The 17,825-nt window shown below is 71.4% G+C and carries 20 protein-coding genes and 1 pseudogene; 15 read left to right on the top strand and 6 right to left on the bottom strand.

The features are described from left to right. Window positions 1-53 precede the first annotated feature (53 nt). Window positions 54-1,520, bottom strand: coding sequence for an aminotransferase class I/II-fold pyridoxal phosphate-dependent enzyme (locus tag ABZ877_RS01720; RefSeq protein WP_361062514.1), 1,467 nt, complete (start codon window positions 1,518-1,520; stop codon window positions 54-56). A 110-nt stretch (window positions 1,521-1,630) separates the two neighbouring features. Between ABZ877_RS01720 and ABZ877_RS01725 the strand changes: the two genes are divergently transcribed. Continuing rightward, entirely contained in the window at window positions 1,631-2,725 is a 1,095-nt protein-coding gene (locus ABZ877_RS01725) for a glutamate--cysteine ligase (RefSeq protein WP_361062517.1), read from the top strand. A 28-nt stretch (window positions 2,726-2,753) separates the two neighbouring features. On the opposite strand, the gene ABZ877_RS01730 is transcribed toward ABZ877_RS01725, so the two are convergent. Beyond that, window positions 2,754-3,518, bottom strand: coding sequence for an alpha/beta hydrolase (locus ABZ877_RS01730; RefSeq protein ID WP_361062520.1), 765 nt, complete (start codon window positions 3,516-3,518; stop codon window positions 2,754-2,756). A 206-nt stretch (window positions 3,519-3,724) separates the two neighbouring features. On the opposite strand from ABZ877_RS01730, the gene ABZ877_RS01735 reads away from it, so the two are divergent. The 3 genes from ABZ877_RS01735 to ABZ877_RS01745 all read left to right on the top strand — a co-directional run bounded on the left by ABZ877_RS01735 (window position 3,725) and on the right by ABZ877_RS01745 (window position 5,582). Continuing rightward, entirely contained in the window at window positions 3,725-4,432 is a 708-nt protein-coding gene (locus ABZ877_RS01735) for a GAF domain-containing protein (protein ID WP_361062523.1), read from the top strand. 94 nt (window positions 4,433-4,526) lie between these two features. Beyond that, window positions 4,527-4,889: a DUF6479 family protein gene (locus tag ABZ877_RS01740; protein ID WP_361062526.1), complete on the top strand. Its 363-nt coding sequence runs from the start codon at window positions 4,527-4,529 to the stop codon at window positions 4,887-4,889. Window positions 4,890-5,084: 195 nt separating this feature from the next. Continuing rightward, window positions 5,085-5,582 carry a DUF3995 domain-containing protein gene (locus ABZ877_RS01745; protein WP_361062529.1) on the top strand — a complete coding sequence of 166 codons (498 nt, stop codon included), beginning with the start codon at window positions 5,085-5,087 and terminating at the stop codon, window positions 5,580-5,582. 77 nt (window positions 5,583-5,659) lie between these two features. On the opposite strand, the gene ABZ877_RS01750 is transcribed toward ABZ877_RS01745, so the two are convergent. Then, window positions 5,660-6,469, bottom strand: coding sequence for an SDR family oxidoreductase (locus tag ABZ877_RS01750; protein ID WP_361062532.1), 810 nt, complete (start codon window positions 6,467-6,469; stop codon window positions 5,660-5,662). A gap of 148 nt (window positions 6,470-6,617) precedes the next feature. On the opposite strand from ABZ877_RS01750, the gene ABZ877_RS01755 reads away from it, so the two are divergent. Together ABZ877_RS01755 and ABZ877_RS01760 are read left to right on the top strand one after the other, a co-directional pair. Continuing rightward, the gene (locus ABZ877_RS01755) at window positions 6,618-6,860 is read left to right on the top strand and encodes a DUF6480 family protein (protein ID WP_361062535.1); all 243 of its coding nucleotides are present in this window, start codon (window positions 6,618-6,620) and stop codon (window positions 6,858-6,860) included. A gap of 58 nt (window positions 6,861-6,918) precedes the next feature. Next, window positions 6,919-7,281, top strand: coding sequence for an STAS domain-containing protein (locus ABZ877_RS01760; RefSeq protein ID WP_361062538.1), 363 nt, complete (start codon window positions 6,919-6,921; stop codon window positions 7,279-7,281). 101 nt (window positions 7,282-7,382) lie between these two features. On the opposite strand, the gene ABZ877_RS01765 is transcribed toward ABZ877_RS01760, so the two are convergent. Then, window positions 7,383-7,733 (bottom strand): hypothetical protein, encoded by a 351-nt coding sequence (locus ABZ877_RS01765; protein ID WP_361062542.1) that lies wholly within the window; start codon window positions 7,731-7,733, stop codon window positions 7,383-7,385. Between the two features lie 356 nt (window positions 7,734-8,089). Between ABZ877_RS01765 and ABZ877_RS01770 the strand changes: the two genes are divergently transcribed. From ABZ877_RS01770 to ABZ877_RS01790, 5 genes are all read left to right on the top strand, one after another. After that, window positions 8,090-8,869, top strand: a complete 780-nt coding sequence (locus ABZ877_RS01770; RefSeq protein ID WP_361062545.1) for a SigB/SigF/SigG family RNA polymerase sigma factor — start codon at window positions 8,090-8,092, stop codon at window positions 8,867-8,869. A 37-nt stretch (window positions 8,870-8,906) separates the two neighbouring features. Then, complete coding sequence (locus ABZ877_RS01775; RefSeq protein WP_361062548.1) at window positions 8,907-9,626, top strand: GAF and ANTAR domain-containing protein; 720 nt, start codon at window positions 8,907-8,909, stop codon at window positions 9,624-9,626. Between the two features lie 101 nt (window positions 9,627-9,727). After that, a complete protein-coding gene (locus ABZ877_RS01780) occupies window positions 9,728-10,540 on the top strand; it encodes an SDR family NAD(P)-dependent oxidoreductase (RefSeq protein ID WP_361062552.1) in 813 nt (270 codons plus the stop codon). A gap of 61 nt (window positions 10,541-10,601) precedes the next feature. Further along, entirely contained in the window at window positions 10,602-11,846 is a 1,245-nt protein-coding gene (locus ABZ877_RS01785; protein ID WP_361062555.1) for a cytochrome P450, read from the top strand. Window positions 11,847-11,957: 111 nt separating this feature from the next. Beyond that, a complete protein-coding gene (locus ABZ877_RS01790; protein WP_361062559.1) occupies window positions 11,958-12,152 on the top strand; it encodes a hypothetical protein in 195 nt (64 codons plus the stop codon). 18 nt (window positions 12,153-12,170) lie between these two features. Here ABZ877_RS01790 and ABZ877_RS01795 read toward each other — a convergent pair. Beyond that, window positions 12,171-12,451: pseudogene (locus ABZ877_RS01795) on the bottom strand (GNAT family N-acetyltransferase); the annotation flags it as partial. Between the two features lie 200 nt (window positions 12,452-12,651). Here ABZ877_RS01795 and ABZ877_RS01800 point away from each other — a divergent pair. The 4 genes from ABZ877_RS01800 (at window position 12,652) to ABZ877_RS01815 (ending at window position 15,884) form a co-directional block, all read left to right on the top strand. Then, window positions 12,652-13,329: a transcriptional regulator gene (locus ABZ877_RS01800; RefSeq protein WP_361062563.1), complete on the top strand. Its 678-nt coding sequence runs from the start codon at window positions 12,652-12,654 to the stop codon at window positions 13,327-13,329. Window positions 13,330-13,360: 31 nt separating this feature from the next. Beyond that, window positions 13,361-13,861, top strand: coding sequence for a DUF3291 domain-containing protein (locus ABZ877_RS01805; RefSeq protein ID WP_361062566.1), 501 nt, complete (start codon window positions 13,361-13,363; stop codon window positions 13,859-13,861). 226 nt (window positions 13,862-14,087) lie between these two features. Continuing rightward, complete coding sequence (locus ABZ877_RS01810) at window positions 14,088-15,287, top strand: hypothetical protein (RefSeq protein ID WP_361062569.1); 1,200 nt, start codon at window positions 14,088-14,090, stop codon at window positions 15,285-15,287. Between the two features lie 9 nt (window positions 15,288-15,296). Then, window positions 15,297-15,884, top strand: a complete 588-nt coding sequence (locus ABZ877_RS01815; protein WP_361062572.1) for a hemerythrin domain-containing protein — start codon at window positions 15,297-15,299, stop codon at window positions 15,882-15,884. An 85-nt stretch (window positions 15,885-15,969) separates the two neighbouring features. Here the strand turns inward: ABZ877_RS01815 and ctaD are convergent, their stop codons facing one another. Then, window positions 15,970-17,688 carry a cytochrome c oxidase subunit I gene (gene ctaD, locus ABZ877_RS01820; protein ID WP_361062575.1) on the bottom strand — a complete coding sequence of 573 codons (1,719 nt, stop codon included), beginning with the start codon at window positions 17,686-17,688 and terminating at the stop codon, window positions 15,970-15,972. Window positions 17,689-17,825 lie beyond the last annotated feature (137 nt).

Here is a 17,825-nt window from a genome sequence, read left to right on the forward strand (position 1 = left end):
CCGGACGTCGACCGCCACACGCCACCCACACCGCGCTGACCTCGGGGCCGGGGTCAGTCCTCGATCGCCACCCGCACCGTCTTGACCTCGGGGTCCGCCGCGTCCGGCACGACCATCCCGGCGTCCACGCCCTCGCGCAGGTAGCGCAGGACGTCCTGGTTCAGCCGCTCGCCGGGCAGGGCGGCCGGGATGCCGGGCGGGTAGGGCGTCAGCATCTCGGCGGTGACGCGCCCCGCGGCCTTCTCCCACGGCACCTGTTCGACCCGGCCGAAGTAGGCGTCGCGGGGAAGCATGACCTGTTCGAGGCGGAGCGAGCCGGGGTCGGGCACGAACACCGGCTCGGCGGGGCGCAGTTCGTCGGCGTGCGCGGAGACGTCGAGGAGCGCGGTGATCAGCTTCTCCGTGCTCTCGGTGTCGTCCGCGTGGGTGAGCTGGGCGCTGGTGCGCCGGTGGTCGGACAGGTGCATGTTGATGTGGTGGTGCTCGCGGAGCCAGTCGGCGATCCGGTAGCCCGTGGTGGACAGGCCGGTGATGTCGACGGTGATCTGGAGCGGGTCGAGGTCGTGCGCGCGGCCCGGCCCGCAGAACTCGTCGCGGCCGTGGACGTGCATGCCCTGGATGTCGCCGATGCGGGCCCGCACCGTCCCGGCGAGGGCGAGCGTGTCGTCGTAGAGGGCGTGGCCGTGCTCGACCATCTGGCGGCGCCAGCCGTCGAGCGCCGCGTACAGGAGCACGGAGGGGCTGGTGGTGCCGAGGAGGTCCTCGCGGCTCTGGAGCACCTCGGGCTTGATCAGGTCGCCCTGGAGGTGGAAGACCGAGCCCTGTTCGAGCCCGGAGCCCATCTTGTGCACGGAGGTGACGCACACGTCGGCGCCCGCGTCCATGGCCCAGGTCGGCAGGTCCGGGTGGAAGGGCAGGTGGGCGCCCCACGCCTCGTCGACGATGAGCGGCACCCCGCGCTCGTGGCAGAGTTCCGCGATGGCGGCGAGGTCGGAGCAGGTCCCGTACGGCGTCGGCGTGGTGACGAGGGCGCCGCGCGCGTCGGGGTGCTCGGCGAGGGCGGCGCGGAAGGCGTCGGCCGACGGCGGGTGGGCGAGGTGGAGGTCCGGGTCCCAGGTGGGGTCGACCCAGACCGGCACGATGCCCGCGAGGACGAGACCGGAGACCACGGACTTGTGCGCGTCCCGCCCGACCAGCAGCTTCTCGTGGGGTCCCGCGACCGCCAGCATGGCTGCCTTGACCGACAGGGAGCTGCCGCAGGTGGAGAAGAAGGTGTGGTCGGCGCCGACGGCGTCCGCCATCAGCTCCTGGGCCTTGCTGAGCACGCCCTTGGAGGACTTGCGGTCGTCCAGGCCGCTGGTGGCGAGGATGTCCGAGTGGAACACGGCGTCCCCGAGGGCCGCGCGGACGCGGGGGTCGGCGCCGCGCCCCTGCTTGTGGCCGGGCGGGGTGAACGGGGTCTGGCCCTCGGCGTGGTACGCGGCCAGCGCGTCGAGCACAGGTGCCTGTGAGTGGTCCATGGCATCCCGGATTCCCCGCGTGATCAGGGCAAAAACCCTGGGCTCCCGGACGGCGGACCACCTCGAACATGTCCGATTAATCACTTTGGTCCATGGGTACCCGTGGCCACATGATCACGGTTGGGGTCGAGGAAGAGTACCTGCTGCTCGATCCGGAGACCTGCCTGCCGGTCCCCGTCGCGGACGAGGTGCGGGCGGCGGCCGGACTCGGGCCGATCACCGAGGACGGCGAGGTCCAGGCGGAGCTGCTGCAGGCCCAGATCGAGATCGCCACGCCGGTCTGCACCGACCTGGACGAGGTCGGCGGCCACCTGCTGCGGCTGCGCCACGCGCTCGGCACGGCGGCCGAGAAGCACGGCTGCCGCCTCGCCGCCACCGGGGTCGCCCCGTTCCGCGCGACGACCCCCGTACCGGTGACCCACGACGCCCGCTATCTGGCCCTGCGCAAGCAGGCCCCGCAACTCGTCGCCGAGCAACTGGTCAACGGCGCACACGTGCACGCCGCCGTACCGGACAAGGAGACCGGCGTCGCCGTCCTGAACCGCGTCCGGGTGTGGCTGCCGGTCCTCGTCGCCATGTCCGCGAACTCGCCCTTCTGGGACGGCAAGGACACCGGGTTCGCGAGCTGGCGCACGGTGATCTTCGGCCGCTGGCCCGTCAGCGGACCCCCGCCCCGCTTCGCCTCGCTCGCCGACCACGACGACCGGATCGAGGCGCTCCTGAACACCGGCATCATCAAGGACACCGGCCAGCTCTACTGGCAGGCCCGCCTCTCCGAGCGCTACCCCACCATCGAGATCCGCTGCGCCGACGTGCAGCTCCGCGCCGACACGGCCGTCATGTTCGCCGGGCTCGTCCGCGCCCTCGTCGCGACCGCCCTGCGCGAGCACAAGGAGGACGCGCCGGTCCCCGAGTGCCCGCACGAAATGCTCCAGGCCATGAACTGGCACGCCGCGCGCCACGGCCTGAGCGGACGTCTGATGGACCCCTCCGGCCGCTCGCGCGAGGCGGGCGACGTGCTGTGCATGCTGCTCGACCATCTCGCCCCGGCCCTGGAGGAGGCGGGGGACACCCGCGAGGTGACCTCACTGGTGCACCGCCTCCTCCGGGAGGGGACCCCGGCGGACCGCCAGCGCCGCGCCCTCACCATGGGCGGCCTTCCCGCGCTGACGGAGCTGATCACCGGCGAGACGACCGCCACCTGAGCCGGGCTGCGGCGGACAGGTCGTCCCCTCAGGCGGCCGTCTCCGTGCGACCCTCCTTCAGGTGCCGCGTGAAGAACTGGGCCGCCGCCTCTCCAGCGGAGTGCGGGACGCCGGTGTGTCCGCCCATGTGGGCGTGGAGGGACTTCTCCGCCGAGGCGAACGCGTCGAACAGGTCGAGGGACGCCTGCCGGTCGTTGTGCTCGTCGTCCCACTGGAGCAGGACGTGCAACGGGATGGTCACCCGCCGGGCCTCCTCGAAGGTGGCGCGGGGCACGAAGCTCCCGGCGAACAGGCAGGCGGCCACGATGCGCGGTTCGACCGCCGCGAGCCGTACGCCGACGGAGATGACGCCTCCCGAGTACCCGACGGGGCCGCCGATCCGGGGCAGCGCCAGGAGGGTGTCGAGGGCGGCCCGCGCTTCCGGGACCGCCTCGTCGACGAGCGGCAGGACGAGGGCGTCGATGATCTCCTCGGTGACGGGTTCTCCGGCCCGCACGGCGCGGCGCAGATCGGCGCGGGCCTGGTCGAGCGCAGGCCGGGCGGGTCGTTCGCCGCTGCCCGGCAGCTCGATGGTGGCGGCGGCGAAACCGTCCGCCACGCACCGCCGGGCCCGGGCCACCAGACGGGGGTACATCGTCCGCAGCCCGAGCGGAGGGTGCCCCAACAGGATCAGCGGTACGGGCGCGGAGGCGGACGCGGCCCCGGGCGTCCACAGGATGCCGGGGATCTCTCCGAGGGTGAATGCGCGTTCGAGGACACCGTCGTCGAGGTGCCGCTCAGAAGTGAAGTCCATGGTCGTGCCTTTCGGGAGTGCGCGTGGAACGGCGCTCCCGGACGACCTACCGCCCGACCGTGACCCCGCAGGGGAGCACCCATGTCGATATCGCGTTCACGGGTACCACCTCCTCGCTCGCCGCACGGTCGCCGGAAACCTAGCAGCGGGCGCGGCGGCGCCACAATGGGTTTTCGATCGCCGCAGGTGCGGGCACCCGGGGGCGCATGGGTGTTGCGCGTGTGGTGCGGTTGATCGAGCGGGCCGCGGCGGCGGGGGACGAGGCGGGCCTGCCCCACCGCTTGTGTCAGGCGATGTGCGAGAGCCTCGGGATGGACGGCGCCTCGATGTCGTTGATGACCCACACCGAGGCGCGGCAGCTCCTGTGCGCCAGCGGGGACGAGGCGTTGCGGCTCGAAGAACTCCAGTACGAGTCGGGGGAGGGGCCGTGCATGGCGAGCTCCGAGTCGGGGTCGCCGGTCATCTGCGCCGACCCGGCCGAGCATCTGACCGAGTGGCCGATCTTCGGCGCCCGGTGGCGGGAGGAGTTGCCCGGGGTGGCGCTCGTCCTGGCGCTGCCGCTCACGCCCACCGGCGCCACGAAGCCGATCGGCTCCGTCGATCTGTTCCGGCACACCTCGTGGCGCCCCGACGCCGCGCAGATGACGCAGGCCCTCGCGGCGGCCCGGAGCGTCACCGACATCCTGCTGCGCCGCGCCCTGCGCCACTTCGGCGGCGCGGATCCCTTGCCGTGGGAGCCGGTCGAGGTGATCGACGCCCACTGGGGCAAGGCCCGGCAGGCGGCCGGGCGGCTGGCCGCCCGCCGCAACATCGCCGTCCCGGACGCGCTGGCGCTCCTTCGGGCCCGCGCGTTCGCCACCGGGCGCCCGCTCCCGCAGGTGTGCGCCGACCTCTTCGACGACCCCGCCGACTGAGGGGTCCGCGCCCGGCGCGGGGAATTGCCCGCCATTCGCGCATCCGCGCATTCACGGCTGAGCTAATTCCCGGCGGGGCGGGTACAACACTGCTATGGAGAAAACAGAGTGGGAACTGGCTGTGACGTCGATGTCCGCTTTGCTGATGTGGATTGCGGGCATTGTAGTCGTCCTCGTCCTGATCGGCGCATTCATTCTGGGGCGCCGTATTCAGAATCGTGAGTCGCCACGTCCGACGCCGGAAGAACAACCGAAAATGCCCGAGGGCGGCCCGGTCGTGGAAGAGCAGGAGTACCGCGACCCCGACGAGGTCCCGCAGGACGGCGGTCGCCTCCTTCCGCACGAGCTCAAGGGCGGCTACGGCACTTCGAGCACGCACCGGAGCGCGTCGCAGGATCCGGAGGACCACAAGAAGGGCAACAACAGCAGCTTCGGCAGCGGCGGCTTCGGCAGTTGAGAAACATGGTCCTGGAGGCTGATGCCCTTCACCCGCGCGGATGACCCGGTCGCCGACCGGCCCTGCCAGGATGTGGCCGTGGCGACCAAATTGCCGGTGGACGATTCGACGCGCGCGGGCCCGATCCGGAGAACCCGCCCCGGGGCGGGCGCGTGGCCCGGAATTGCCGCCGCCGTGTGGGGGATTCTCTTCGCCGTGCCCAGTTTCCTCTGGGCGACGGGGGCGACTTTCGGGGCGCGGACGACGGTGTCGCCGTCCCTCGTGAAACTCGCCGACGATCGCGTGGCCTGGTTCCTCGCCGTCCTGTGGGTGACGGGCCTGCTGAAGATCGTCGGAAGCGTGATCGGCGTCGGCCTCGTCTGCCGACGCGGCGGACGGACCGGACCGCTCCTCGTGTTCTGCGGCGCCGGAGCGGCGGTGCTCCTCGTCTGGCACGGCGCCCTCTTCGTCGTCCACGGGGCGCTGGTCGAGGCAGGCGTCCGCAGCGTCGCGCCCGACCTCGCCGGGCTGACCTCCTGGTACCTCTGGCTGTGGGGCCCGTGGTTCGTCCTGGGTGGTCTGGCCTTCGCCGCCGCCACCTGGCGGTACGTCCGCCGCCTGGACACCCGTACCCAGGTACGGCGCTGCGGTGCGGCAGGGGCGATCGGCGCGCTGCTCCTCTCCCTGGCGTCGATGCTCACGGGGATCGGCTGAGCCACGCGCACGCCCCCGTCACCGCCCGGCGGCCCGCCGCAGACCGCCGAGCGAAGACGCACGGACACGGACACCCCTCAGGGGCGCCGCCACTCGTCACTGCGCAGGTGCGAACCCGCCTGCGGCCCCATCCGCAGCATCCCGCCGTCGGCCACGTAGGAGGAGCCGGTCACGTACGAGGCGTCGGGGCCCGCCAGGAACGCGATGACGGCGGCGATCTCCCGGGCGTCACCGGGCCGCCCGAGCGGGATGCCGGGCCGGCTCTCGCCGTGCACGTCCGTGTCCTCCTGGCCGGTCATGGGGGTGGCGATCTCACCCGGCGCCACCGCGTTCACGGTGATGCCGTGCTCCGCCAGCTCAAGTGCCATCACCTGTGTCAGCAGACCGAGCCCGCCCTTGGCCGCGCAGTACGGGGCCGCGCCGACCCGGGGCTGGTGCTCGTGGACCGAGGTCACGTTGACGATGCGGCCGCCGCCGCCCTGCTGGATCATGCGGCGCGCGGCGTGCTGACCGCACAGGAACGGGCCGACGAGGTCGACGTCGAGCACGCGCGTCACGTCCTCGTGCTTCAGGTCGAGGAACGGCGTCGCCGTGCCCGTACCGGCGTTGTTGACGAGGACGTCGAGCCTGCCGAGCTCCTCCGCGAGGTCGTCGACCACCAACGCGGCGTCGGGGAGCTGGGTCAGGTCCATCCGGGCGACGGCCGCACGACGCCCGTGACCGCGTACCTCTTCCGCTGTCCTCTCGGCGCCCTCCCGGTCACTGTGCCAGGTGATGCCGACGTCCATCCCGGCCTCGGCGAGCCGGACGGCCGTGGCCCGGCCGATGCCGGAGTCGGCGCCGGTGACGACGGCCACTCGATCGGTGGAAGCGCTGGGGGCGGTCATGGAAGCTCCTCATGTACGTGGTTCGGGGGTCCGGAGCGGGCCCGCACCCCGGCGGGTTGCCGCGAACGCCCGCTCCAACCGTGCCGCGCCCGGAGATGTCGTACGGGACCGGAGGTGAGTCCTGGCGTCTCGTGGGAACTTGGGACACATGACCGCTTCCCACTCTCCCGATCCGGATCCGGACCCCCGCACCTCCACGGGGCTCGAACCCGGCGGAGGCGTACCGCCGGGGGAGACCCCGCCCGCCGAGAGCAGCATGCCGGGGGCCGGGCCCCGGGAGACGCACAGTCCGACGAAGGGCTGGGCGAAGGGCCCCATGACGGCGATCATCGCCCTCGTGGTGCTGATCGCGGCCTTCTTCCTCGTGTACGCGCTGGTCCTGCTGCTGTGAAAGGATCGTGAAGAGGTAGCGTTGTCCTTCTCAGATGTCGTAGCCGCCAGAGGAAGCCGTGCCGGAGATCAGTGACAGGACCGCAGCAGACCGTCTCAGGGTAGCCACCACGACCCGGGGCGACGCCCGCGTCATCACGGTGAGCGGAGAGATCGACCACGAGAGCGGACCGCCCCTGCGCGAGGCCGCCGTGGACGCCCTCGCGGGGCGCGTCCCACGCCTCGTCGTCGACCTGAGCGCCGTGACCTTCATGGACTCGGCCGGTCTGAACATCCTGCTGCGCGCGCACCGCAGGGCCCACGACGCCGGCGGCTGGCTGCGCCTGGCCGGGGTCAGCGCCAACGTGCTGCGCATCCTGCAGATCGTCGGCATGGACAGCGTCATGGAGCTGTACCCCGACGTGGAGGCCGCCCTCGCCTGAGGGCCGCGCCGCACACCCGGGCCCGGGGCCCGCATGTGCGCAAGCTGGTGGGGCCGCGACCACGGGCCGGGCCCCACACCTATTCTCGCACTCTTGCCGGGTTACGCCAGTGGTGTGACATACGTGTCGTGGTGCGCGTCCTGTGTCCCGGTGGTGTGGAGCAGCACGCGGAAGCGATCGGCGCCCCGGCTGAAGCGCACCACCTTCTCACCCGGCGGGAAGTCGACACCCGCGTGGAAGCACAGGGTGAGCAGGGTCTGTTCGAGCTGCCGCAGCAGGGATGCCGGGAGCGGCAGGGCCGGACGGTCGGAGTAGTCCTGGCGGGCCTGCCGCAAGGTGCTGAGCAGGGAGCTGGAGTCCGCGCAGTCCTTGCTGCGCCCGTACTCGAGGAGTTCGCACGCCTCGGTGATCAGATCGGCTGGGGCGGCGATGAGGTCAGCGTTGCTGGTCATGGCATACCGCTAACCTGCCGCGCGCGGCGGCGCAACAGCAGGGACGCCGCCGCGGGCCCGCCCGCGCGGGCCGCCGACACCCGCTTCCGCCCGTGAGGTGCGTCCCGAGATGCGGTGACACGTTCGTGTGGCGATGCTCGACGTACGGCACACGGTCCGGGGCGCCCCCCAGGGCGGCGCGGTCGAGCCGTGCCCGTTCGTCCTCCTGTGTCTGTTTGACGGCAGGGGCGCAGGGCAGCCGGGTTCTACGTGCTTGGGACAACAGGCGCATCTGCGGGAATGGCCGATCCAGATGCCTGTCGTCACGGGTGTGCCGCTTCCCGCGGTCAATCCACCCGTAGCGAATGGAGCACTCGATGGCCACCCGCCGCCCCCACACCGACGCTCCCGACACCGCGGCGGCGTTCGACCGGCTCGCCGCCGCACCCGCGGGACGGGAACGCGCGCTGCTGGTGGAGGAGCTCGTGACGGCGTGGCTGCCGATGGCCCACCGGATCGCCGGCAAGTTCAAGGACCGCGGCGAGAACCTGGAGGACCTCCAGCAGGTCGCCGCCGTGGGCCTCGTCAAGGCCGTCGAGCGCTACGACCCCGCGCAGGGCGCCTTCGAGGCGTACGCCGTCCCGACGATCACCGGGGAGATACGGCGCCACTTCCGCGACCACGGCTGGGACGTCCGTGTCCCGCGCCGGGTCCAGGAGCTGCGCAACAAGGTCCGTATCGCCCGCCGGGAACTCCTGGAGCAGCCCGGCCGCACCCGCGAGCCGGCCCCGGAGGAAATCGCCGCCCGCGCGGATCTGACGCTCGACGAGGTCCGGGCCGGCATGGAGGCGCTCGACAGCTACCGCGCCCTGTCCCTGGACGCCGAGACCGCCTCCGCACAGGACCAGGGGGACGGGTACAGCCTGGCCGACACCCTGGGCGCCGTCGAGGCCGCGTACGACCGGATCGACGCGCGCGAGGCCGCCAAGGCGGGGCTGCGCGCTTTGCCCGAGCGGGAGCGCCACATCCTGTACCTGCGCTACTTCGAGGACATGACCCAGGCCCGCATCGCCGAGAAGATCGGTGTCTCGCAGATGCAGATCTCCCGCCTGATCAGCCACAGTTGCGCCCGCGTCCGCGACCGCGCCGCCGCGTGAAGGCGCACCCCGGCCGACACCTCGCGAAGGGACAGCCATGAGCAGCGGGGACACGTACGACAGCGTCACTCGGTGGCTGATCGACAGCGACTCCGTGGAGGGCTTCCTCCGGACCCTGCTCGACGCCGCGCTCGCCCTGGCCCCGTGCGAGGGCGCGGGGGTGACGCTGGAACGGGACGGCCGGCCGCTCACCGTGGTCAGCGTCGGACCCGTCGCGCAGAAGCTGGACGAGAATCAGTACGGGCAGGACGACGGCCCCTGCCTGCGGGCCCTGCGCAGCGGCGAGGAGCTGGCCGTCGTCGACATGCTGCACGAGCACCGCTGGGGCGACTACCCGGCCTACGCCGTCTCCTGCGGGATCCGCTCGTCCCTCTCGCTGCCGATCGCCGCCCATACCGACACCGCAGGTGCGCTCAACCTCTACGCCGCCCCGCCCGACGGCCTCGCCGACGCCGACCTCGACGCCCTGCGCACCCTGGCCGCCCAGGCCACCGGCGGCATCGCCCTGGCGCAGCGGTTCAGCGAAGCACAGCAGTTCGCCGACCAGATGCAGACGGCCATGCGCTCGCGCAGCGTCATCGACCAGGCCCTCGGCATCATCATGGGCCAGCGCCACTGCACCGCGGACGAGGCGTTCGGCGTCCTGCGCTCCGCCTCCCAGCACCGCAACGTCAAGCTCAGGGACCTGTGCGCTCAGCTCATCACCAACGTCACCGGCCGGCCGCCCACCGAACCCGAACTGCGGCGGCAGGACTGACGGGGGGCGGCGTTCGCCCGCCCGGCGCACGGGCGCGGCGGAGCGGGTGAAGCCGCGCGCTCCACGGGCTTGACCCCGGGCGCGGCGGATACTCGTAGGCCATGACTGAAACACGGCCTCTCGCCCTGATCACCGGCGCCTCCAGCGGAATCGGCCTCGAACTGGCCCGCCAGTTCGCCCTGCACGGCCATGACCTCGTGGTGAACGCGGAGGACGAACGCCTGGAGTCCGCGGCACAAGAGCTGCGGGACACCGGCGCGCAGGTCCGCGCCGTCCGCGCCGACCTCCGTACCTCCGAGGGGCGCTACCGGCTGCTCGACGCGCTCGGCGAGTCCACGGTCGACGTGGCCGTGCTCAACGCCGGGGTCGGGCAGGGCGGCGCCTTCGTCGACACCGACCTCGCCGACGACCAGGCGGTCATCGACCTCAACGTCACGGCGACCGTCCGGCTGGCCAAGACGCTGCTGCGGGCCATGGTGGCGCGCGGCACCGGCCGTCTCGCCTTCACCTCGTCCATCGCGGCGACGCTGCCCGGCCCCTTCCAGCCCGTCTACAACGCGTCCAAGTCGTTCGTGCAGTCCTTCGCGCAGGCGCTCGCGGAGGAGGTGAAGGAGACCGGCGTGACGGTCACCTCGTTCATGCCGGGGCCGACTGAGACGGACTTCTTCCGCAGGGCGGACATGGCCGACGACACCCGCATGGGCACCATGAAGAAAGACGACCCCGCCCAGGTGGCCGAGCAGGCGTTCGAGGCGATCGTGAAGGGCGAGAAGAAGGTCGTCACTGGTTCGCTGCTGACCAAGGCGCAGGAGCTGGCCGGGAAGGTCGTGCCCGACGGGGTCAAGGCGGCCGCCCACCGGCGCATGGCGGAACCGGGAACGGGTGACGACAAGGGGTCTGACCAGAAGGGGTGACATCGGGCCGGTCAGGTCACCGGCCCTGTGTCAGGCGGACGGTTGTGGGCACTCCGGACACATGAGCCCCCACCGACTGGTACCCGAGTCCCTGGCCCTGTTGACCGAGGGTTACGCCTGGCTGCCCGACCTGCTGCGGGCCGAGAACGACACCGCGCTGAGCCTGCGCGTCCTCGGCAAACCGGCCCTGGCCGTCCGAGGCCCCGAGGCGGTCCGCTTCTTCTACGACGAGGAGCACGTCCGGCGCCACGGGGCGCTGCCCGGCCCGGTCCTCAGCACCCTCTTCGGCCACGGCGCCGTCCACACCCTGGACGGCGCCGAGCACCGCTCCCGCAAGGCGTTTTTTCTGCCGCTCCTCGATGACGACGCGGTGACGGGCGCGGCCGAGCACATCGTGGCCGCCTGGGACGAAGCCGTACCGCGCTGGGCGGCGGAGCCCGAGGTCGTGCTGTTCGACGCCGTGGCCCGGGTCCTCACGAAGGGCGTCTGCCGGTGGGCCGGTGTCCCGCTGGCCGAGGGCGACGAGGAGGAGCTGGCGTCCGACCTCGTGGCGATGGTGGACGGTTTCGCCACGGCGGGGCCGCGGCACTTCCGGGCCAGGCGGGCGCGCGCCCGTCAGGAGAAGCGGTTCGCCGAACTGGTCGAGGCCGTCAGGTCCGGGGAGGCCGAGGCGGAGCCGGGTTCGGTGCTCGACCGGGTCTGCCGCCACCGGGACACCTCCGGTGACGCACCGGGCGAGGAGCTGCTGACGCCGCTGGTCGCCGCGGTGGAACTGCTCAACGTCATCCGCCCGACGACCGCGCTGAGCTGGTTCGTCGCGTTCGCCGCACACGCCCTGCACCGTCGGCCCGAGCACAAGGAACGGCTCAACTCCGGCGACGCGGCGTTCGCCGTCGCCTTCGCGCACGAGGTCCGCCGCTTCTACCCCTTCGCGCCGTTCCTGGGCGGGCAGGCCGTCACCGATCTGACCTGGCAGGGCCGCACCGTCCCCGCGGGCGGTCTCGTCCTCCTCGACGTCTACGGCCAGAACCATGACGAACGGCTGTTCAAGGACCCGTACGCCTTCCGGCCCGAGCGCTTCCTCGACCATGCGCCCGCGCGTGACGAGCTGATCCCCCAGGGCGGCGCCGACGCGCGGACCGGCCACCGCTGCCCCGGCGAGGCCATGACCGTCGGCATCCTGGAGACGCTCGCGCAGCGCCTCGCGGCCCTGGAGTACCGGGTGCCGCCGCAGGACCTGACCATCCCCCTGAACCGTATCCCCACGCGGCCTCGCGACGGGATGATCCTCCGGGTGCTCGGGTAGGGCGACGTCACGCGAATGGCCGCGCTGGGGCACGTTTGAGCCAGGACACATGTGTCACTCGGGTGTCAGCAGGTGTCTCCACGCACACGTGACTCGAGAAGGAGAGCCGAGATGTCGAATCCGCAACAGCCCGAACTGCGACGCAGCGACAAGGGCGGGGCCACGCCGCAGGACAGCGAGGCCCGCAAGGCGGCCCAGCCCACCGGTGTGAACGGCGGCCACGCCCACGGCACCGACCGCGGCGGCAAGGGCGGAGGCAAGGGCGGCGGCACGCCCCCCGAGCAGCAGCCGAACCACCCGGCCTGAGCCGGCGGCGCCCTGCAATCACGGACAGGCGCGGGCTCCTTTGAGCGGCTTCCGGCAGCGGACGTACTCGCTCCGCCACCGGAAGCCGACGCCTTCGTAGAGGTCGTAGGACCGGTGTGGAGCCGGGCCGCTGTCGCGCCCTCTTCGCGCAGCCGGCGCAGGCCGTCGAGGAGCAGGAGCCGCCCGATGCCGCGACACCGCTGATCCGCCCGGACGCTCAGCTCCTCGACCTCGCCGCGGCCGTGGGAGCGCACCGAGCACAGGGCCACGCCGAGCATCCCGCGCCCGCTCCAGGCGGCCCAGCTCCGTGGAGCCTCCTCGGGGCCGTGGCGTTCGCGCCGATCGCCGCCGTCCGCGCGGTCCCCTGCTCCCCGACCAGCTCGCGGACGCGCTCTTCGGCCCAGCTCCCGCATCGACCCGGCCCCGCCACACCCGGCGCGTGCCCCCACCCCCATGACGCGCTTCTACCGCCAACCCCCGTTGTTCATAGACTGACGGCGTGGAAGACATCGATGCGATCGCGGCCCTGCAGGATCCGGTGCGGCGTCGTCTGTACGAGTACGTGGTGGCCCAGGGCCGCGAGGTCGGGCGCAACGAGGCCGCGGAAGCGGTCGGTGTGGCGCGGACGCTGGCCGCGCACCACCTGGACAAGCTGGCCGGGGTCGGACTGCTGGAGAGCGGCAGCCGCCGCCTGACCGGCCGGTCGGGGCCGGGCGCGGGCCGCCCCGCCAAGGTGTACTCGGCCGCCCGGGACGAGCGGTCGGTGTCGCTGCCGGCCCGCGACTACCGCACGGCCGCCGAACTGCTCGCGGAGACCGCCGAACAGGCGGGCCTGGACGCCCAGTTGTTCGCGACGGCCCGCCGCAGGGGCGAGGCCGAGCGCGGATCGGCGGCACCCTGCAAAAGCGTGGAGGAGGCCATGGGGATGCTGGCCGCCCGGGGATACGCACCCCATCTGGAGGACGCCGACGAGGACGACGCAACCGGCCCGCGCGTCGTGCGCATGCGCAACTGCCCCTTCCATGTCGTCGCCGAACGCTTCCCCCCACTCGTCTGCGGCATGAACCTGGCCCTTCTGGAGGGGCTGCTCGGCGACGGCCAGGTGACGGCCCGGATGGACGCCCGGCCGGGGGAGTGCTGCGTAGTCCTGGAGGATTCTAAAACCAACTCTCGTTGACATAGAAGGACGGTCATGCTGGGATGAGGCCATGACCTCACCCCAACACGTCTTCCACCTGGCCGAGTTGAACGTCGTGACGCTGCGCCACCCCTTCGACGACCCGCGCATGGCGGACTTCGTCGAGCAGCTCGACCCGATCAACGCCGCCGCCGACGAGGCCCCCGGCTTCGTGTGGCGGCTCGTGGCCGACGGGGCGAACGACGCCACCGGACTGCGCCCGGCGGGGGAGGACATCGTCGTCAACCTCTCGGTGTGGGAGAGCCAGGAGGCCCTGTGGGACTTCACCTACCGCAGCGGACACCTGGAGGTGATGCGGCGCAGGCGCGAATGGTTCGACCGGCACCTACAGGCGCACCTGGTGCTCTGGTGGGTCCCGGCCGGACACCTTCCCACCGTCGAGGAGGCGCTGGACCGGCTGGCACTCCTGCGGGCGGAGGGCCCGACCCCCGCCGCGTTCACCTTCGCGTCCTCGTACACGGCGGAGGAGGCCGGCCTCAGTCCGGCGGGGGCGGTGAGCCAACCGGGGTAAGGTGCGCGACTCGGCCATTGCGGTGATTGGCCGAATGACGGTGCGGGCGGCGCGAACGCGTCGTGCATCAGCCCCATCAGGGGGAACCGCCGGGGACGGCGGTCGGCCGGGCGTCCCGTGAGCGGGTCGGCCGCAAGACTGCCCGGAGTGTTCGCGTGCAGGCCGCCCGTGGAGGGGTACCCCGGCGACTCGCGCGTCCGATCGTCACCCCCCAGGAGGCAGCCCGATGACGTTCAATCCGTTGGAGCAGCGGGGCATCCCGCTGGACCGCCAGTTGCGCAACTGGCGTGAGCTGAACGTGGCCCCGATCGACCCCGACCACTGTGACCCCTACACCCGCTGTCGCATCATCACGATGAACGGCATCGAGGTGGAGGCGATCCTCTTCAGCCACCAGCTCGCCCGCAACACCGTCGACCCCGAGGTCAAGCGGCAGCTCGCCCGCGTGCGCTACATCGAGGCGCAGCAGCAGAAGGTCGTCAACTGGCTGCTCCCCGGCGTCTCCTCGGTCCTGGAGACGACGATCGCCTACGAGCAGGTCGCCGTCGACCTGACCGCGTGGGTGGCGCGGATGGAGCCGGACCCGTATCTGAAGCAGGCGTACCAGTTCGGCGTCCTGGAGGACTTCGACCACCTGTACCGGTACGCGAACCTGTACGAGATGATCGAGCACCGCAAGGCGGAGTCGATCGTCGACGGGCTGACCGAGGTGATGCCGGGCCGGCCCACCCGCTTCCACCACCGCGACCCGGTGGACAACGTCCGCGACCCCTACGCCAAGGACCGGACGGACCCGCTGTCCAAGCTGCACGCGCTGACGATCATGTCGACCGAGCAGCAGACGATGAACTTCTACATGAACACCGGCCCCACCTACATGGAGCCGATCGCCCGCCAGCTGTACCAGGAGATCGGGCTGATCGAGGAGGAGCACGTCACGCACTACGAGTCCCTGGTGGACCCGGGCGAGACGTGGTGGGAGCAGCTCGTCAACCACGAGTACAACGAGTGCTACCTGTACTACTCCTTCATGGAGCAGGAGAGCGACCCCCGGGTGAAGTCGATCTGGGAGCTGCACCTGAACATGGAGCTGGAGCACCTGCACCACGCGTGCGACCTGATGCGCGAGCACGACGGCCGCGACCCCGCCTCGGTCCTCGCCCCCGAGCTGCCCAACGTGCTCACCTTCGAGCCGAACAAGGCATACCTGCGCGAACTCCTCGACACCCAGATGGACCTGACCACCCTGGGCGCCGGATACGTGCGGGAGGCGCACGAGCGGTTCGAGCGGATGCAGGAGCAGATCCACGGCGGCGAGGCCCCGCCGTCGGACCGGGTCATGACCCAGCACAACGAGGTCTTCGGCCGCGAGTACCGCGTCCAGACCGAGGGCGAGCACCCCGACCCCAGCCAGCGCGAGAAGTGAGGGGCTGTCATGTCCGAGCTGCACACCCCGCACGCCGGGGACGACATGGCACGCGACGATGACGTGGTGGCGCTGCTGATGCGCCAGCACGGCGACATCCGCAACCTCTTCGACGAGGTCGAGGCCGCCAAGGGTGAGGAGCGCCGCGACGCCTTCCGCCGCCTGGTGCGCCTCCTGGCCGTGCACGAGACGGCGGAGGAAGAGGTCGTGCACCCCTTCGCCCGCCGCTCACTCGCGGGCGGCGAACAGGTCGTGGAGGACCGGCTCGCGGAGGAGAAGGCGGCCAAGGAGACGCTGTCCGCGCTGGACGACTTCGACACCGACGACCCCAAGTTCATGCCGCAACTGCTGAAGCTGCGCAAGGACGTGCAGGAGCACGCGCGGGCCGAGGAACGCTACGAGTTCACACACATCCGGCGCAGCACGGATGCCGCGCAGCTCGCCTCCATGGCCAAGGCGGTCAAGGCGGCCGAGGCGATGGCACCGACCCGGCCGCACCCCGGGGTGCAGTCCGGCGCGGCCAACATGGCGCTCGGCCCGGTCGCCGCGCTGATGGACCGCACCAAGGACGCCGTCCGCAAGGCCATGGACAAGTGACGGACGGCGCCGAGCACTGAGAACAGGTGCTCAAGGAACTGCTGAAGCTCGTCTCTGGTCCGGCCGTGCCGCTGAGAGTGGCCGTTCACGTGCGGTCGCTCTCGTGGCCGGGGGCGTCGATGATGTCGCGTCGGCGTGACTGCTGTTTCTGGTCGAAGCGGGCGACGGCCGGGTGGTGCAGGTCGAAGGCGGGGGACTCGGAGCGGACCTTGGGCAGGGTGGAGAAGTTGTGGCGCGGCGGCGGGCAGGACGTGGCCCATTCCAGGGAGCGCCCGAAGCCCCAGGGATCGTCGACCGTGACCTTCTCGCCCTTCCTGGCCGTCTTCCACACGTTGTAGAGGAACGGCAGCGTGGACAGGCCGAGCAGGAACGCGCCGATGGAGGAGACCGTGTTCAGCGCGGTGAACCCGTCGGCGGCCAGGTAGTCGGCGTAGCGGCGTGGCATGCCCTCGGCGCCGAGCCAGTGCTGGACCAGGAACGTGGTGTGGAAGCCCACGAACAGCGTCCAGAAGTGCACGCGCTCCAGGCGCGGGTCGAGCATCGTGCCGGTCATCTTCGGCCACCAGAAGCTGAACCCGCCGAACATGGCGAACACGATCGTGCCGAACAGCACGTAGTGGAAGTGGGCGATGACGAAGTAGCTGTCGGTGACGTGGAAGTCCAGCGGCGGCGAGGCCAGCAGCACACCGGTCAGACCGCCGAACAGGAACGTGACCAGGAAGCCGATCGCCCACAGCATCGGTGGCTCGAAGGACAGCGAGCCCTTCCACATCGTGCCGATCCAGTTGAAGAACTTCACCCCGGTGGGCACCGCGATGAGGAAGCTCATGAACGAGAAGAACGGCAGCAGCACCGCGCCGGTCGCGAACATGTGGTGCGCCCACACGGTGACGGAGAGGCCGGTGATGGCGATGGTCGCGCCGATCAGGCCGCTGTAGCCGAAGATCGGCTTGCGGGAGAAGACCGGGATGATCTCGGTGATCACACCGAAGAACGGCAGCGCGAGGATGTACACCTCGGGGTGGCCGAAGAACCAGAACAGGTGCTGCCACAGCAGCGGCCCGCCGTTGGCCGGGTCGAAGACGTGCGCCCCGAAGCGCCGGTCGGCCTCCAGCGCGAACAGGGCGGCGGCCAGGACGGGGAAGGCGAGCAGGACCAGGACCGACGTGAGCAGCACGTTCCAGGTGAAGATCGGCATCCGGAACATCGTCATGCCCGGCGCGCGCATGCAGACGATGGTGGTGATGAAGTTGACGGCGCCGAGGATCGTGCCGAACCCGGAGAGCGCAAGCCCCATGATCCAGAGGTCACCGCCGACGTACTCGCTGCGGACGGGGCCGCTGAGCGGGGTGTAGGCGGTCCAGCCGAAGTCGGCGGCGCCCTGCGGGGTGAGGAAGCTGGACAGCACGATCAGGCCGCCGAAGAGGAACAGCCAGTACGAGAACATGTTCAGCCGGGGGAAGGCGACGTCGGGCGAGCCGATCTGCAGTGGCATGACCGCGTTGGCGAACCCGGCGAAGGTCGGGGTGGCGAACAGCAGCAGCATGATGGTGCCGTGCATGGTGAACGCCTGGTTGTACTGCTCGTTGGAGAGGAACTGTAGACCGGGGCGGGCCAGTTCGGCGCGGACCGCCATGGCGAGGAGCCCGGCGATCAGGAAGAACCCGAACGACGTGATCAGGTAGAGGTGACCGATCTTCTTGTGGTCGGTCGTGGTGAGCCAGGAGACGACGACGCGCCCACGGCCGCGTCGTGCCTCCGCGGCGGGCGCCGGGGAGACGGGTTCGGTCGTGTGTGTCGCCATTGCTGTCCTCGGTCACGGTGGGGAGACGACGATGTAAGCCGCGGAGCACGGGTGTGCCCGCGCCTGTGTATCCCGTCGCGACGCAGTTAATCGACGTTCACGCCCCGGGCGCCGGATGTCGCGGCCATGTGCGGCCA

Source organism: Streptomyces sp. NPDC046939 (assembly GCF_040644575.1).
GTDB lineage: Bacteria > Actinomycetota > Actinomycetes > Streptomycetales > Streptomycetaceae > Streptomyces.